Below are 13,639 nucleotides of genomic sequence, written 5' to 3' on the forward strand. Positions count from 1 at the left end.
CATTTATTGAATCATAACCACCCGTCAAACGGGTGGTTTGTTCCAGGGCTATAAGCCCAAATCACTAGCCTCTCAAAGAGGCGTTTGTATTACTTACCATTATCCCTAAAGGGATCTTCATATTCTTTTACGCTTAATTTATCTAGTGCTATATCATGTTTTTCTTGTTCTTGAATATATTTTTTTATAGTGGCTTCGTTTAGTCCAACTGTACTGACACAATAGCCTTCTGCCCCAAAATGTCGATTCCCAAATTTGTATTTCAAGTTGGCGTGTTTATCAAACATCATGAGTGCACTCTTACCTTTTAGATATCCCATAAAACTTGAAACACTTAATCTCGGTGGTATGCTTACTAACATGTGAACATGATCTGGCATTGAATGTCCCTCTATGATTTCTACCCCTTTATAGCTACATAATCTTTGGAAAATTTCTCCCAAACTCCCTCTATATTGATTAGAGATTACTTTTCGTCTATACTTAGGGGTGAACACAATGTGATATTTACACATCCACTTTGTGTGTGATAAACTATGTGCCTTTTGTGCCATATTTTTTACTCCTTTCGCTTTACAATTGGCTTGAACACCTATATTGTAGCGCGTTTGGAGTTTTTTGGTAGTATAACTATCGATGCGCACCCGCATAGCGGGTGGTTTTTTGTTTCGCACCTTCGGAGCGAAACGGACTGAAAGTCACATAATGAAAAAAATCGCAAGTTGTCACTTGCGATTTCAAAATCTTTTATTTTACTGTACGAACTCTCATTGTATTAGTTCCACCAGAACCAACAGGTACACCAGCCACAATAACAATATTGTCACCAGATTGAACAAGTCCTGATTGAAGTGCTAGCTCTTCAGCAACAACAAACATATCGTCTGTTGATGAAGGTTTCTTAGCAAGTACTGGAACAACTCCCCAATAAACCATCAAAGCTCTTTGAACTTTTTCGTCAAATGTAACTGCTAAAATATCAGCATCTGGACGGAATTTAGAAATAGCACGCGCTGTATGACCGGTTTCAGTGATTGTCACAACCAATTTAATATCCATTGAGTGTGTTGCATCTGTAACAGCTGAAGCTACTACATCTGTCTTGTTATCACGTGTCAACTTAGATGAATCTAAACGTCCATACTCTTTTAAGAGTGTTTGTGCATTTTTATCAATGGTTGCCATAGTTCGAACGGATTCAACTGGATATTTACCATTTGCTGATTCACCAGAGAGCATAGTTGCGTCTGTTCCATCAATAACAGCATTGAAAACATCAGATACTTCAGAACGTGTTGCACGTGGTTTTTCAGTCATTGTTTCAAGCATGTTTGTAGCAGTAATAACTGCTTTACCAGCCGCATTAACCTTAGTGATGATCATTTTTTGGAATACTGGAACCATTTCAAAAGGTACTTCAATTCCCATGTCACCACGGGCAATCATGATACCATCTGCTGCTTCAATGATTTCATCCAAGTTATCAATACCTTGTTGATTTTCAATTTTAGCAAACAATTGGACATGTTCATTTCCAGTTTCACGACAGATTTCACGAACTTCTTCAACGTCTTTTGCTGTACGTACAAATGAGATAGCAATGAAGTTAATACCTTGTTCAAGACCAAAACGAATATCTGCGTTATCACGTTCTGCTAAGGCAGGGAAAGGAATCTTAGTGTTTGGGATATTAACCCCTTTTTGTTTAGCGATAATGCCGTCATTTTCAACTTCAACAATAAATTCACGGTTAGCGATATCTTTTTCGATAACTTTTAGACCAAGTTTACCATCATCAATTAAGATAGTATGACCAACTTCAACTTCGTCATAGATGTCAAGTGAACCAGCTACGCTCAATGCGATAACATCGCGAGTTGATAAAATACCTTGAGCAGTTGCTACACGGATCTTTTCACCAGTAACATAGCTGTACTCTTTTGCATCATCTGCAAAGAGTTCTGTTCTCATTTCAGGACCTTTAGTGTCTAAAAGGAAACCAACTTTTTGGCGAGCAATTTCTTCTGCACGACGTACTGTAGCCATACGTGCACCTTGTTCTTGATGATCACCATGTGAAAAATTAAAACGGAAAACATTTGCACCAGCTTCAATTAATTCAGCAATTTTTTTTGCTGATGGTTCTACATCAAGTTCACCAGCCCAATAGCCATCTTCTCCGTACTTTTTACCGCCACGGATTTCTACCGCAGGCCCAAGTGTAGCAACAATTTTTACGCGTTTATTCATATTGATCTGAAACTCCCTCTTAATTCTGTCGTTTATCGACGTTTTTAAAACAAACCAGTTATCCTGATAGTTAATTATCTAGATAATGAAAGATTCAATGCAGCAAAGTCTAGACGAGCTTTATGTGGATTGTTAACCACTATTTTACCATCATCTGTTAAAGAGAACAATGCTCCTTCTTCGGCAGTTCCAAGAATTGGACTCTCAACAAGTTCTTCGTTGTGAATGCCAACAGCTAAACCGCCCCTACCTTCTTTTAGTAGTTCAACAGCATGTGCGCCCATCCAAGAAGCTATAACACGGTCACGGGCTGTTGGTGAACCACCACGCAAAATGTGTCCTAGATTAGTAACACGTAGGTCACTTGTATTACCAGCTTCTTTTAGTTTTTGAGCAAACTGATCACCACTCATAACACCTTCAGCTAAAACGATGATATGGTGATTCTTGCCTTTATTGATAAAGTCATCATCAATAGTAGCAACTACCTTTTTAATATCAAATTCTTCTTCTGGAACAATAATTTGGTCGGCACCACTTGCTATCCCAGCCCAAAGGGCAATATCACCAGCATTACGTCCCATAACTTCAATAACAAATGTACGTCCGTGACTGGATGAGGTATCTCTTAATTTATCAATTGCCTCAACTGCGGTATTTACTGCAGTATCAAAGCCAATAGTATAATCAGTACCGGCAATATCGTTATCAATTGTTCCTGGAATTCCAACAGCAGGAAAACCATGTTCAGTAAGTCTCATAGCACCGTGGTAAGACCCATCCCCACCAATAACTACGACTCCTTCAATACCATGTTTTTTGAGTTGTTCAATACCTGCAAGTTGACCTTCTAATTGTGCAAACTCAGGAAAGCGTGCTGAGTATAAAAAGGTTCCCCCACGAGAGATCTTATCACCAACCCCTCTTGAACCAATAGGAAAAATATCACCAGAAACCATGCCTGCATAGCCATGGTTAATCCCATATACTTCCATTCCTTCTGAGATTGCTTTACGAACAACTGCTCTGATAGCAGCATTCATACCAGGGGCGTCACCACCACTAGTTAAAACAGCAATACGTTTCATTATTCTGGTACTCCTTTTATTAGTTTAACCCCTTAATTATAGCATATTACATTGAAAATTACTTCACCAATTCCCTATTTTTCTTGATAAACCGTTTTCAGAGTGAAAGGTTTCAGATTATTTTCAAAGTCCTGACTAACTTCAACAAATTTATCTTGCACTTGAAGAGTTTCCTTACTATCTTGGTAATGAATGAAAACTGAGGTATCTCCTGGAAATTGCTTCAAAACTTCAGAGATTTCTTTATCAAACTGATGATTTTGGGTCAAGATCCAAAATTTCTTCAGGCTGGCAATTTGAAGATCTTTTAAGACAAGTTGTAAACGGTTATCACGCTCCTTGACTCTGCCAGTGATATAGGTAATAGTGCCTTCTTTTAGTTGCTCTTTGAAGATACTGTATTCTTCAGGAAAGATTGTCACATCAAGCTTTTTCTTGGTGTCAGTCACAGATAGAAAAGCCATTTGTTGACCTTGGGATTTGGTCCTGATAACACGTATGCTCTCAATTTGAACCAAGATGCAAGCCTCAGAATCCTTTACTAGACGAGATATTGAGGTAAAGGGGCGTTTTGCTGACTCCGCAATTTCTAAAAGGGGATGCTTGCTTAAACCTATACCCATAATCTCTTCTTCCATTTTGTATTTTTCACTAACGGTAAAATCTTCCGTTTCGATCCAATTAAAAGAAGAATCTGCAAATAAAGAGCCCAGTTCACTAACAAATGTTAATAAGGGTTCAATATTAGCGAGAACTTTCTTACGATTTGGTTCAAAAGTATCAAATAGACCGATACTGATTAAGGGTTGTAAATAATCTCTCTTCTGATATTTTTCTGGAAGTCTGGTGAAAAAGTCTTCAATGGCTGAAAAAGGACGATTCTCTATAATCCAGTAGGCTAGATCCCTAGGCAAATTCTTGATGTTTTTCATGCCCATCATGATTTTTGTCCCTTCTACTTTGTCTGTAAAAGGAATCTTATTGATTGTCAAGGGAACAACTCGAAAGTCTGAATCTATAGCATCACTAATGTAATCACTATTAGAATAGTTCATTATGACGTCAAAAAAGACCGAAGGGTAATGAGCCTTAAAGTAAGCCAACTGGAAAGCAAGAGCCGAATAGGCAAAGGCATGACTGCGATTAAAACCGTAGCCCGCAAATTTTTCCATACGTTTAAAGAGCAAAAGCGAGGTATCCTCAGACCGACCTAAAGATTTTGCTCCTTCTAGAAACTCTGCCTCTAGTTTTTTCATTTCATTACGATTTTTCTTTGACATGGCTCGTCTCAGTAAATCCGCCTTACCCAGTGAAAATCCAGCAAATTCTTGGGCGATCTGCATAACCTGTTCCTGGTATAACATAATCCCATAGGTTGGTTTTAGGATAGGTGCAATCACAGGGTCTATCAAGTCAATCTTTTCTTGACCATTACGCCTTTTGATAAAGTTATTAGTATAATCACTTGCACCAGGTCTATTTAAACTAGTAGTTGCTACAATTTCTTCAAACCTTTTGGGTTTAATTCGTTTTAGCAAAGAAATAGCCCCATTTTGCTCAAATTGAAAAATTCCTTTAGTATCTCCTCTAGCAAATAAAGCCAGAGTTTTTTTATCTTCAAGATTTATCTCTTCAATGTTAATCGTTTTACCAAAATCTTTGGCTACTTTTTCTTTCATTTTTTGAACAAAGGTTAAATTTCTTAAGCCCAAGAAGTCCATTTTTAGGAGTCCATTTGATTCCACAGCATTGGCATCATACTGGGTAATCATCATGTCGTCTCCACGTTTTAGAGGAATGTGATCTGTTAGATTATCATCACTCATCACTATTCCTGCCGCATGAATGGAGGTTTGTCTTGGATTGCCTTCAATTTTTTTGGCTATCTGATAAGCTTTTTGGTATTCTAATTTTTCATTGATAGCCTGCCTAAAACTGATATTCTTTTCATAGACAGAACTTAAATTATCTCTTGGTCCAATTTTTTTACTAAAATGCCCAATTTCGTACTCTGGAACACCAAAACGTTTTAAAACGTCTCTGATGGCCTGTTTGGCACCAAAAGTTGAAAAGGTAACGATTTGTGCAGAATGATCGCTACCATAGCGATTTCTTACATAGTGTAAAAATTCCGAGCGGTAGATATCAGGCAAATCGATATCAATATCAGGCATTGAATAACGTTCTTTATTGAGGAATCTTTCAAAGAGCAGATTATTTTTCACAGGATCAATCCCTGTGATATTAAGAGCATAGGCCACCAAACTACCAGCTGCAGACCCTCTTCCCATCCCCATATAATAACCATTACTACGGCCAAATCTCAAGAGATCCCAAACAATGAGAAAGTAATCATCAAAGCCCATATCAGAAATAATGGAGAGTTCCTTGTCCAGTCTTTTTTGATAAGCCTCTTGCCAAAGCCCTTGTTCTTTAAGCCCTTGTTCTGTTAATTCTTTCAGCTCTAGCTTTGCTGCCTTATCACGGTTAAAACGAGGTAACTTAAAATCATTATCAAAACTATAATGAATATCAGAAACCAACTCTTCCAAATGGCTGAGCGCCTGAGGCAATTTTTCTTTAAAAATAGATGTCATTTGCTGACAGTCTGCAAGGGACTGTCCCTTTTCAACCAAGGCTACTTCTCGAAGCGTAACATTATCTCTAATAGCATGAAGAGTCTGCAAGGTTTCTGTATCTTCATCTTCAAAGTATCTGACCTGACGCAGTGGAATTAAAGGATAGGCTTGATCATCTAAATGCGTCTGTTCATCAACGCCAATATAATAAGAAAAAGGTAAGGAGATTGCTTGATCGTAGTCCTGCTCAGGTAAAATAAAGGCTAGACCTTGAGCATGCTCTAGAAGATCCTCGTTTTTAAATTCCCCTGACATCTTTAAGGTTGACAGTTTCAAGAGATTCTTATAGCCGTCATTATTTTTAGCAATCAGATATAAAATGATATTGCGATCATCCAGTTGATAATCAATTTCTAAACCGACAACTGCTTGAAGTCCATGTTTTTCACAACCTTTTATAAAATGATAAGCTCCATACAAGTTATCCTTATCCATTATACCAATAGTCTGATAACCAAGGCTTTTTGCCTTTTCAAAATAGTCATCTAAAGTGACCAAACTATCCATAAGGGAATAAACTGTTTTAGTTACTAATTGAGCATACATGGGCTTCTCCTTTCAGATCCTTTCTTTATATTATACTATGAAAATACCAATGTTGCTCTCTTTTTATTTTAGCAGGGACTAAGTAATGATTAGAATATTGCCTTCTCCTTGACATTTCTCATTATTTTTTGTACCATTTGTATAGTACAATTAGTATTTACAATTATTATTGAGAGGAGAAGCTATGTCTTGGAAATTTGATGAAAAATCTCCCATTTACACTCAGATTGCACAACATATAAAAATGCAAATTGTCAGCCAGGAGGTGAAAAGCGGAGATCAATTACCCACAGTAAGAGAATACGCTGAAGCTGCAGGCGTTAATCCTAATACCATGCAAAGAGCTTTTACTGAATTAGAGAGAGAAGGTATCGTTTATTCTCAACGTACTGCTGGTCGCTATGTCACAGATGATCAAGAAATGATTACCAAGAAAAGACACGAATTATCACGTAGTGAACTTGAGTCTTTCGTCGATAATATGCTTAAAATGGGTTTTAATAGGAAGGAAATTATACCTGTACTAGAAGCTTTTTTAAAGGAGAAATTATAAGATGTCGCAACTTTTACAACTACACCATGTTTCAAAATCCTACAAAAGTAAGACTGTCATTGATGACTTAACACTGACTATTCCTTCTGGGAAAATCATCGGTCTTTTAGGACCAAATGGAAGTGGTAAAACGACTCTGATCAAACTGATCAACGGTTTAATTCAGCCAAACAAAGGAGACATTGTCATTGATGGTTTTCGTCCATCTGTAGAAACTAAGAAAATCATCTCCTATCTACCTGATACTACCTATCTTAGAGATGAAATGAAAATTAGGGGTATTATTGAGTTTTTTGCAGATTTCTATGAAGACTTTAACAAGGATCAAGCCCATAGCCTCTTTAGAGATCTACATCTTGATTTAGATGAACGTCTCAAAAACCTATCTAAGGGTAACAAAGAAAAAGTCCAATTAATCCTTGTCATGAGCCGTAAAGCAAAGCTATACATTCTAGACGAGCCAATTGGTGGTGTTGATCCGGCTGCTCGTGACTACATTTTAAGAACAATTATCAATAACTATTGTGAAGATGCATCTGTTCTCATTTCTACCCACCTCATATCAGATATTGAGCCCATTCTTGATGAAGCTATTTTCTTAAAAGACGGAAAAGTTTCACTTGCTGGAACTGTGGATGATTTACGTGAAAGTTATGGTACATCTATAGACGCACTCTTTAGAGAAATTTACAAGGTATAGGAGGTAGTGATGTTAAAAAAATTATTAAAATACGAATTTAAATCAATTGGCAAATGGTATTTCGCCCTCAATGCAGGAATCATTGCTATTGCAGCCCTTCTATCCATTTCCATCAAGTGGTTTCATCTAGAATCTGAAACCAACAATGCTACCTATGTGATTTTTAATCAAATTTTACCCTTTACCCTGATTTTAATATTTGGGGCATTGGTCGCGGGCTCCCTTTTAGCGACTTTGTTAATTATTATTAACCGTTTTAACCAAAATATCTATGGTCGTGAAGGTTATCTAACCATGACCCTTCCTGTTTCTGAGCATAAGATTATTTTAACCAAACTTATTTCATCTATGATTTGTGGCTTCTTTAATGCTCTTGTTTTAGTTGTAGCTACTGCTATTTTGGTTATCCCTCAGATAAGTTCATCTGATCTCGAACGTTTTGTAAATATCACTTTCCCATTCATTAACAAAAATTGGGAAGTTGCATCACTGTTTATAACGTCTTACATTCTTTCTTCTATAGCAGGCATTTTAGTGATCTACTTATCAATCTCACTTGGTCAGTTATCAAATAATCGCAGAAGATTAAAAGCCTTTATGTATTATTTTGCTATTACGATTATAGTCAGCACTGCTGTGACCTTTATCAATTTTAAATTGCTCAACATTGGTCCTAAGGATACAACTTACTTATTAGGTATCCGCTATTATTTAATCATCTGTGTAGAGACTTTACTTGAAATCATTCTTTTCTATTTTATCACCTTTGGTATTATGAAAAATAAATTGAATCTACAATAAAAACTGGGACTGAAAAGTCGCCAGTTTTTTTAATGGAAATAATGCTGAATAATGTCCTTTCCAAAAATGAAAAAATAACTATAACCAATAATAGAAATCGGCTTAGTAATAAAGATAATGGTCATAAAACGTCGTACAGTCATGTTAGTCAATCCCGTAATCATAACCATAATATCAGCGGGAGAAACTGGGGAAGCCATACAAAAGATGAAAAGTTTTTCATAGCCTGGCGTTTCTAATTTTTTCTCATATTTCATGAAGGTCTTTTCATCAAGAAATAATAAAATGAAGCGTTTCCCATAGATTCTTACCAATATAAATAGCAGATAACTACCAATAAGGATACCTACATAATTGTAAATGAAACCTTGCCAAGGCCCAAAGATAAGAAAACCAGCAACAGTTGTTAAACCTCCTGGAATAACGGGAAAAACAATTTGAAAAATTTGGACCATGATAAAAATAAATGGTCCCCAAAATTTGTAATGATGGACAACATCTTTTAAAACATTGCTATCATTGAGTATACCCAATTTATATAGCCATATAGCTAGAAAAAAAGATCCAACTAAGGCCAGTATGCCTAAAACCTTAAATAGTCGTTGGAAAAATAGATAGGCTTTATTATTTTTCATTTTCATGCTTTTATCATACCATAAGAAGCTGTTTTTTGCTATCTGAAAAAATATTTGTTATAATAGATTAAGAAAGTTTTAAGACTTCTTTTTTATTCGGGGTTGTTACGGATTCGACAGGCATTATGAGGCATGTTTTGCGACCCATCGGCAGATGTAAAATGCCAGTTAAATATAACTGCAAAAAATACACAAACTTACGCTTTAGCTGCCTAAAAACCAGTTAGCGTGACTTCTACAAGATTGCTTGTGTCCTGCTAGAAGTCTCAAAACAGCAAGCTACGCTAAAGAATCTGTCTAGCTTCTTTAGAAGAGATTTTTAGACTCGCAAGTTAATGGCTTGAGTTATGTGTCCTTAGCTTGTTAAAATAAGACATAACCTATGGTTGTAGACAAATATGTTGGCAGGTGTTTGGACGTGGGTTCGACTCCCACCAGCTCCATCATAGCTTACTAAAACTTTCTATAAGTTCTTAAAACCTTGTTAAATCAAGGTTTTTTATTTTAGACTTGTTCGTACATTACCGTAATTTTCTATAAAAGAGAGAACAAAAAGGAGAACAAAGAAGAAAATCCCAAAGTTTAGTATCCGTAAGGACTGTCTCAGTATGGAGCCTTGCTAGATAAGTGAATGATTTTTCTATAGTGACCTTTAAAAAGTGATGATTAGGAGAAATCATCACTTTGTTTAGCTTCTGATGGGATTAGTCTTTTTTCTTTTTTAAATTTTTATTTGAAATTTAAAAGCCAAACTCAGTGAGCAACAGTTTGGCTTTTTAGTTTTTAGTTTTTAGTGAAGGTACCGTCACTATAATTAATAGTGTAGCCGTTGGCTGTATTGTAAACAATCACTTTTTCATCGATTGATTTATCAGAAGATTGCATAGATACCACAACAGCTCTTGGAACTAATTCATCTCCACTATATACAGGCATAGCTTCATAATATAGATGACCTTTATGGTTAGCCTCTAACCATTTTTGAGCCTTCATTTCAGTGTAACGCATGCCTCCATGTTGATTTGTGCCCCCAACATTTTGAGTCCTTGTTCCGGTAATCGCATTTACCTTAAGAGCATCTCCTCCTAAACTATCTGCGATCAAATGGCTTCTATTCCAAAAATGACCATTGTAGACTGAGCCATTTAGCCACTCAATAGGATAAGTAACCCCTTTAGGATTTCCTATCCAACCTGAAGGGTTTTGATCTTTGGCAAAATGTTGCCTTACATTATAACTAGCTGCCACATTGTCATATGTCAATGTTCCCCTAGCTGTTTGTGTTCGACCCAACTCATCGAGTTCACTGTATAAAATCTTTCCTACCTCAGGAAATACTTCTGGGGTAAGGCCACTATTGCCTAGCACTTTATAATAATTTGGACTTTCATTAAATGTCCATGCTGAGGCTTCTGATAAGTACTTACTTGATCCGTCATTAAAATTAGCTTTGGCTGTTGTTTGCGAATCTCTAGCTAGTACGACATTCGTGGTCGGAAAAGCTGTAATAGCAAATGTAGCTGATACTAATGCAACAATTGACAGTTTAACTAACTTACGTTGTTTACTGATAATCTGTCTTAATCCAAGTAATTCCATTTTTCGTCTCCTTTTTTCTAAAGCTCACTACAATTAGTATACGCTTACATAACCAGTTAATCAATACTTTTTTTAAATAAAGTTCATTATTACTTAGTTTGATTAGAGAACACTCTTAATTATAGTAGAGAAATGAAAAGTAAGAACAGTCCACCTAATGTTTCTATTACTACTTTTACAAGAATTTTTTAGCCCAGCTAATAGCTGAAAGTAAAGAACTTCTCCTCCTTTCTTCTTATTTTTATCTAGTATGATATAATAGAGATAGGAAAAAAGAGATAGGTAACATAATGAAATTTAAAAAATGTATACAGTTAATCACAATTGCCAGCCTTTGCCTCCTTATAACGGCCTGTGCAGGTAAAACGGATAAAAAAACAAAGTCTAAGAACTTGGATGATAGTAGTCTGTCTCTGCATAAGACAGCGGAAGCTGAACATCAGGATAAACGTTTTGCCTTTGAAAAAATAAAGGTCGCAAAAGTAGAACAGGAATTTAAGGGTGGCACTTCTTTAGAAGAGTTGAAAGAACTATTTGGTCAACCAACAAGCCATGAACAAAAACCTGCAGGAAATGTAAAACTAGATAATTACACTTGGCATTTTGACCATGTTGTTATTAAAGCCAATCTATTTGAAAATAGCACAATTGTTAAGTCTATTTCTAACTTTGCTTTTTCAAGAAAAATGAAAATTAGCCTAAAAGACTATAATAAGCTTGAAAAAGGAATGTCCTATAATCAGGTTGTCAAAATTCTAACAGAGCCTGACGACTACACAGAAGCCAGCTCTAGTGACAATGTACAACTTCAGGCCATTTGGATTAGTGGTATAAAAACCAGAGTACAAGGGGCCAATATCAATTTAATCTTTAAAAATGATAAGCTTGTTGAGCTATCCCAGAAAGGTCTCATAAAATAAAAAAACAAAAAAAGCCTGATTTTGAACTGCACCCCTACAGTGATATGTACCCCTTTCACTGGACTATCCAGTGAAAGGGGTACATATCAGTTGTCCAACTTTTGGGGGTCAGTTCATTTAATAGGCTTTTTTACATGGTTTGAATCCACCTTGAGGGAATCGAACCCCCATCTCAAGAACCGGAATCTTACGTGATATCCATTACACTAAAGGTGGAAATACCTTAATATTATACCACAAAAAACAAACAAAATAAACTCTATCAACAAAAAATCAGGCTAGTTTTCTTAGTTATTAGCTAGTAGATATCTTATGCTTTAAAGGGATTATTCGTGTACAAAGGAAAAAAGATTGAGATAAGTCTCAACCTTTTTATCTGTATTATAATTCAATATCGCCAAATAAATCAGCCATTGAGAACCCAGTTTGTGTTTCAGGAAGTTCGTAATCACGTTTAGCTTCACGTTTTGGACGACGTGGACGAGATTGACGTTTTTCACTGTCTTTATTAGTGTTTTCACCTTCTGCTTGTGCAGGACGCTCTTCAAGAACTTTGATTGAAAGTGATACACGTTCATCAGCAGCGTTAACTTCAAGAACTTTAACAGTAACTTCTTGACCTACAGAAAGTACATCTTTTGGATTTTCAACACGTTTGTGTGAGATTTGTGAAATGTGAACAAGTCCATCAATTCCAGGTAATACTTCAACAAAAGCACCGAAGTCTGTCAAGCGTTTAACTTTACCTTCAACAACATCGCCTTGAGCAAGTTTTTGTTCAACGCCATCCCATGGTCCAGGTGTTGTAGCCTTAAGTGAAAGTGATACACGTCCAGCTTCTTCGTCAATTGAAAGTACTTTAACTTCTACTTCTTCACCAACAGAAACAACTGATTTAGGTGATACGTTACGTTCATGTGATAATTCAGTAACGTGTACAAGTCCATCAACACCACCAAGGTCAATGAAAGCACCAAAGCTTGTCAAACGAGCAACTGTACCAGTTACTACTGAACCTACAGAAAGTTTAGAGAAAACTTCTTTGCGAGCTTCTGCTGCAGCTTCTTCAATAACTTCACGGCGTGACAAGATAAAACGATTTTCTGCTGCATCAACTTCTTTGATTTTAGCTTCAAACTCTTGACCAACAAATTTTTCTGTGTTGCGAACAAAACGAGTATCAATCATTGAAGCAGGGATAAATCCACGTAAGCCTTCAAATTCAACTGAAAGACCACCCTTAACAGCGCGAGTTCCTTTTACAGTAACGATTTCGCCTTCACGACCAATAAGTTTGTCCCATGCTTTGCGAGCTTCCAAACGTTTTTTAGATACTAGGAAAGTAACTGTATCAGTATCTTTTCCTACAACTTGACGAAGAACAAGTACTTCAACTGTGTCGCCAGCTTTAACGTAGTCGTTAATATCAGCTTCACGCTCGTTAGTCAATTCACGAAGTGTCAAGACACCTTCGACACCAGTTCCATCGATAACAACGTTTGCTTGACCATTATCAACTGTTAAAACTTCCGCAGTGACAACGTCACCAGGGTTTACTTCGCTAACACTGTTTAGCAAATCTTCAAATTCATTCATTCTAAAAAATCCTCCAACAAAAGCTAGCTATGGCTAGTTTTTGATAACAATATATTTTCTCAAGGTAACCCGCAACGACAACAACTCTTATCTTTAACGGTCTCAGAACACTCTGATACCTCTGACTGGGGTAGCTGGATTCGAACCAACGCATGAGGGAGTCAAAGTCCCTTGCCTTACCGCTTGGCTATACCCCAAAATAATGGAAAGAGAGGGATTCGAACCCCCGAACCCGAAGGAGCGGATTTACAGTCCGCCGCGTTTAGCCTCTTCGCTATCTTTCCATAACAACAAAAACTATTCTAACATAGT

General features: G+C 36.6%; 11 protein-coding genes, 3 tRNA genes and 1 other RNA gene. 5 read left to right on the forward strand and 10 right to left on the reverse strand.

Features of this window, described 5'->3' with window-relative positions:
* Positions 1 to 89: 89 nt before the first annotated feature.
* The 4 genes from tnpA to HBN42_RS01910 form a co-directional block, all read right to left on the reverse strand.
* The gene (gene tnpA, locus HBN42_RS01895; protein ID WP_165993182.1) at positions 90 to 554 is read right to left on the reverse strand and encodes an IS200/IS605 family transposase; all 465 of its coding nucleotides are present in this window, start codon (positions 552 to 554) and stop codon (positions 90 to 92) included.
* 193 nt (positions 555 to 747) lie between these two features.
* Complete coding sequence (gene pyk, locus HBN42_RS01900; protein WP_165993183.1) at positions 748 to 2,250, reverse strand: pyruvate kinase; 1,503 nt, start codon at positions 2,248 to 2,250, stop codon at positions 748 to 750.
* A 74-nt stretch (positions 2,251 to 2,324) separates the two neighbouring features.
* Positions 2,325 to 3,338: a 6-phosphofructokinase gene (gene pfkA, locus HBN42_RS01905; protein ID WP_165993185.1), complete on the reverse strand. Its 1,014-nt coding sequence runs from the start codon at positions 3,336 to 3,338 to the stop codon at positions 2,325 to 2,327.
* Positions 3,339 to 3,412: 74 nt separating this feature from the next.
* On the reverse strand, positions 3,413 to 6,523 hold the full coding sequence (locus HBN42_RS01910) for a DNA polymerase III subunit alpha (protein ID WP_165993187.1): 3,111 nt from the start codon (positions 6,521 to 6,523) through the stop codon (positions 3,413 to 3,415).
* A 184-nt stretch (positions 6,524 to 6,707) separates the two neighbouring features.
* Here HBN42_RS01910 and HBN42_RS01915 point away from each other — a divergent pair, with 184 nt between their 5' ends.
* The 3 genes from HBN42_RS01915 to HBN42_RS01925 are packed head-to-tail and all read left to right on the forward strand — an operon-like array spanning position 6,708 to position 8,577.
* Positions 6,708 to 7,076, forward strand: coding sequence for a GntR family transcriptional regulator (locus HBN42_RS01915; RefSeq protein ID WP_165993190.1), 369 nt, complete (start codon positions 6,708 to 6,710; stop codon positions 7,074 to 7,076).
* A 1-nt stretch (position 7,077) separates the two neighbouring features.
* Entirely contained in the window at positions 7,078 to 7,776 is a 699-nt protein-coding gene (locus HBN42_RS01920) for an ABC transporter ATP-binding protein (protein ID WP_165993192.1), read from the forward strand.
* A 9-nt stretch (positions 7,777 to 7,785) separates the two neighbouring features.
* Positions 7,786 to 8,577 carry an ABC transporter permease gene (locus tag HBN42_RS01925; protein ID WP_165993194.1) on the forward strand — a complete coding sequence of 264 codons (792 nt, stop codon included), beginning with the start codon at positions 7,786 to 7,788 and terminating at the stop codon, positions 8,575 to 8,577.
* Positions 8,578 to 8,606: 29 nt separating this feature from the next.
* Here the strand turns inward: HBN42_RS01925 and HBN42_RS01930 are convergent, their stop codons facing one another.
* Positions 8,607 to 9,218 carry a TVP38/TMEM64 family protein gene (locus HBN42_RS01930; RefSeq protein WP_165993195.1) on the reverse strand — a complete coding sequence of 204 codons (612 nt, stop codon included), beginning with the start codon at positions 9,216 to 9,218 and terminating at the stop codon, positions 8,607 to 8,609.
* 92 nt (positions 9,219 to 9,310) lie between these two features.
* On the opposite strand from HBN42_RS01930, the gene ssrA reads away from it, so the two are divergent.
* Positions 9,311 to 9,658: a transfer-messenger RNA gene (ssrA, locus tag HBN42_RS01935) on the forward strand.
* A gap of 337 nt (positions 9,659 to 9,995) precedes the next feature.
* On the opposite strand, the gene HBN42_RS01940 is transcribed toward ssrA, so the two are convergent.
* Positions 9,996 to 10,811 (reverse strand): DNA/RNA non-specific endonuclease, encoded by an 816-nt coding sequence (locus HBN42_RS01940; RefSeq protein ID WP_165993197.1) that lies wholly within the window; start codon positions 10,809 to 10,811, stop codon positions 9,996 to 9,998.
* A 290-nt stretch (positions 10,812 to 11,101) separates the two neighbouring features.
* On the opposite strand from HBN42_RS01940, the gene HBN42_RS01945 reads away from it, so the two are divergent.
* Positions 11,102 to 11,731, forward strand: coding sequence for a DUF3862 domain-containing protein (locus tag HBN42_RS01945; RefSeq protein ID WP_165993199.1), 630 nt, complete (start codon positions 11,102 to 11,104; stop codon positions 11,729 to 11,731).
* 144 nt (positions 11,732 to 11,875) lie between these two features.
* On the opposite strand, the gene HBN42_RS01950 is transcribed toward HBN42_RS01945, so the two are convergent.
* The 4 genes from HBN42_RS01950 to HBN42_RS01965 form a co-directional block, all read right to left on the reverse strand.
* Positions 11,876 to 11,947, reverse strand: a tRNA-Arg gene (locus tag HBN42_RS01950).
* Positions 11,948 to 12,112: 165 nt separating this feature from the next.
* Positions 12,113 to 13,327, reverse strand: a complete 1,215-nt coding sequence (rpsA, locus tag HBN42_RS01955; RefSeq protein WP_165993200.1) for a 30S ribosomal protein S1 — start codon at positions 13,325 to 13,327, stop codon at positions 12,113 to 12,115.
* 125 nt (positions 13,328 to 13,452) lie between these two features.
* A tRNA-Gln gene (locus tag HBN42_RS01960) sits at positions 13,453 to 13,524 on the reverse strand.
* Positions 13,525 to 13,530: 6 nt separating this feature from the next.
* Positions 13,531 to 13,611: transfer RNA gene (locus HBN42_RS01965), tRNA-Tyr, on the reverse strand.
* Between the last annotated feature and the right edge of the window lie 28 nt (positions 13,612 to 13,639).

This window comes from Streptococcus catagoni (assembly GCF_011421425.1).
GTDB classification, from domain to species: domain Bacteria; phylum Bacillota; class Bacilli; order Lactobacillales; family Streptococcaceae; genus Streptococcus; species Streptococcus catagoni.